This window comes from Pseudomonas sp. GZD-209 (genome assembly GCF_049310485.1).
Taxonomy (GTDB): domain Bacteria; phylum Pseudomonadota; class Gammaproteobacteria; order Pseudomonadales; family Pseudomonadaceae; genus Aquipseudomonas; species Aquipseudomonas sichuanensis.
Window position 1 is genome coordinate 1 of the sequence record NZ_JBMOWQ010000043.1, and the last position, 3,110, is coordinate 3,110.

The 3,110-nt window shown below is 64.0% G+C and carries 1 protein-coding gene; it reads left to right on the forward strand.

The genetic code is table 11. The features are described 5' to 3' along the window. Window positions 1-185 precede the first annotated feature (185 nt). Window positions 186-3,032, forward strand: a complete 2,847-nt coding sequence (locus ACO6VM_RS06840) for a valine--tRNA ligase (protein ID WP_258642994.1) — start codon at window positions 186-188, stop codon at window positions 3,030-3,032. Window positions 3,033-3,110 lie beyond the last annotated feature (78 nt).

The window sequence follows — 3,110 nt, forward strand, 5'->3', positions numbered from 1 at the left end:
TCTTCGCGGGTAAACCCGCTCCCACAGGTACAGCGCTGTCCTTGAGTGCAGCACTGTACCTGTGGGAGCGGGTTTACCCGCGAAAAGCCTCACTCGGTGCAATGTCACTACACCGTGTCCCCTGCCGTCTCGCCGTTGTATACTTCCCGGCTTTCCTGAACAAATGCCATAGGGTCCCGCCGCGCATGGACAAGACCTACCAGCCGCACGCCATCGAAACTTCCTGGTACAACACCTGGGAGTCCGAGAACTATTTCGCCCCACAAGGTGCAGGCGAGTCCTACACCATCATGATCCCGCCGCCGAACGTCACCGGCAGCCTGCACATGGGTCATGGCTTCAACAACGCGATCATGGACGCCCTGATCCGCTTCCGCCGCATGCAGGGCCGCGACACCCTGTGGCAGCCAGGCACCGACCACGCCGGTATCGCCACTCAGATGCTCGTTGAGCGTCAGCTGGAAGCCAAAGGCCAGAATCGCCACGACCTGGGCCGCGACAAGTTCCTGGAGAAGGTCTGGGAGTGGAAGGATCAGTCCGGTGGCAACATCAGCCGCCAGATCCGCCGCCTGGGCTCTTCGGTGGACTGGAGCCGCGAGCGCTTCACCATGGACGACGGCCTGTCGGACGCGGTCAAGGAAGCCTTCGTGCGCCTGCATGAAGACGGCCTGATCTACCGCGGCAAGCGCCTGGTCAACTGGGACACCAAGCTGCACACGGCGATCTCCGACCTCGAAGTGGAAAACCACGACGAGAAAGGCCACCTGTGGAACCTGCGCTACCCGCTGGCCGACGGCGCCAAGACCGCCGAAGGCAAGGACTACCTGGTGGTCGCCACCACCCGTCCGGAAACCCTGCTGGGTGACGCCGCCGTGGCCGTCAACCCGAACGACGAGCGCTACCAGGCGCTGATCGGCAAGTTCGTCAAGCTGCCGCTGGTCGGCCGCCTGATCCCGATCATCGCCGACGACTACTGCGACCCCGAGTTCGGTACCGGTTGCGTGAAGATCACCCCGGCCCACGACTTCAACGACTACGAAGTCGGCAAGCGCCACAACCTGCCGCTGCTGAACATCTTCGACAAGAACGCGATGGTGCTGGCCAGTGCCCAGGCGTTCAACCTCGACGGCAGCGTCAACGAGCAGATCGATACCAGCCTGCCCGCGCAGTACGCCACCCTCGACCGCTTTGTCGCGCGCAAACAGATCGTTGCCGATCTCGACGCCCAGGGCCTGCTGGTCAGCATCGACGATCACGCCCTGAAAGTACCGAAGGGCGACCGTTCCGGCACCGTCATCGAGCCGTGGCTGACCGACCAGTGGTACGTGTCGACCAAGCCGCTGGCCGAACCGGCCATCGCTGCCGTGGAAGACGGCCGTATCCAGTTCGTGCCGAAACAGTACGAGAACATGTACTTCTCCTGGATGCGTGACATCCAGGACTGGTGCATCAGCCGCCAGCTGTGGTGGGGCCACCGCATCCCGGCCTGGTACGACGAGGCCGGCCAGGTCTATGTCGGCCGCGACGAGGCCGAAGTGCGCGCCAAGCACAACCTGGGCAGCGATGTGCAACTGCGCCAGGACGACGACGTGCTCGACACCTGGTTCAGCTCGGGCCTGTGGACCTTCTCCACCCTGGGCTGGCCGGAACAGACCGAGTTCCTCAAGAAATTCCACTCCACCGACGTGCTGGTCACCGGCTTCGACATCATTTTCTTCTGGGTCGCCCGGATGATCATGCTGACCATGCACCTGATCAAGAACGACGACGGCACCCCGCAGGTCCCGTTCAAGACCGTGTACGTGCACGGCCTGGTGCGTGATGGCCAGGGCCAGAAGATGTCCAAGTCCAAGGGCAACGTGCTTGACCCGCTGGACATCGTCGACGGCATCACCCTCGACGCCCTGCTGGAAAAACGCACCAGCGGCATGATGCAGCCCAAGCTTGCCGAGAAGATCGCCAAGCAGACCAAGGCCGAGTTCCCCGAAGGTATCGCCAGCTACGGCACCGACGCCCTGCGCTTCACCTTCTGCTCGCTGGCCTCCACCGGCCGTGACATCAAGTTCGACATGGGCCGTGTCGAGGGCTACCGCAACTTCTGCAACAAGATCTGGAACGCCGCCCGCTACGTGCTGGACAAGGGCGAGGACTGCGGCCAGAACGGCGAGGCCTACGAGCTGTCGCTGGCCGACCGCTGGATCATCTCGCAGCTGCAGCGCACCGAAGCCGAAGTGACCCGCCAGCTCGAACAGTTCCGCTTCGACCTGGCCAGCCAGGCGCTGTACGAGTTCATCTGGAACCAGTACTGCGACTGGTACCTGGAGCTGTCCAAGCCGGTGCTGTGGGACGAGAACGCCCCGGTCGAGCGCGCCCGTGGCACCCGTCGCACTCTGGTGCGCGTGCTGGAAGTGGCGCTGCGCCTGGCCCACCCGTTCATGCCGTTCATCACCGAAGAAATCTGGCAGCGCATCGCGCCGCTGGCTGGCATCGACGGCAAGACCATCATGCTGCAGCCGTGGCCTGAAGCGAACGAGAGCCGCATCGACGCCGCCGCCGAAGGCGACATCGAATGGCTCAAGGAACTGATGGTCGGCCTGCGCAACATCCGCGCCGAGATGAACATCGGCCCGGGCAAGCCGCTGCCGCTGTTCCTGAAGAACGCCAACGCCGACGACCAGCGCCGCCTGCAGGAGAACGAAGCCCTGCTGAAGAAACTGGCCAAGGTCGAGTCGTTCACCGTGCTGGGCGAACAGGACGAAGCACCGCTGTCGGCCACCGCGCTGGTGGGTGACCTGCAAGTGCTGGTACCGATGGCCGGCCTGATCGACAAGGACGCTGAGCTTGCACGCCTGAACAAGGAAATCCAGCGCCTGCAGGGCGAAGTCCAGCGCGTGGGCGGCAAGCTGTCCAACGCCGCCTTCGTCGACAAGGCCCCGCCTGCCGTGATCGAGAAAGAGCGCGCCAAGCTGGCCGAGTCGGAGCAGGCCCTGGCCAACTTCACCGAGCAGCATGCGCGGATCGCTGCGCTTTAAATCTCAGTGAAGCTATCGCGGGGCAAGCCCGCTCCCACGACAGCTCCACCGAAAGCGTGGGGGGGGGGCCGGTACACG

Excerpts from the sequence above, each read along its gene's own strand:
- ACO6VM_RS06840 (WP_258642994.1), top strand. The coding sequence starts at position 186 with ATGGACAAGACCTACCAGCCGCACGCCATCGAAACTTCCTGGTACAAC.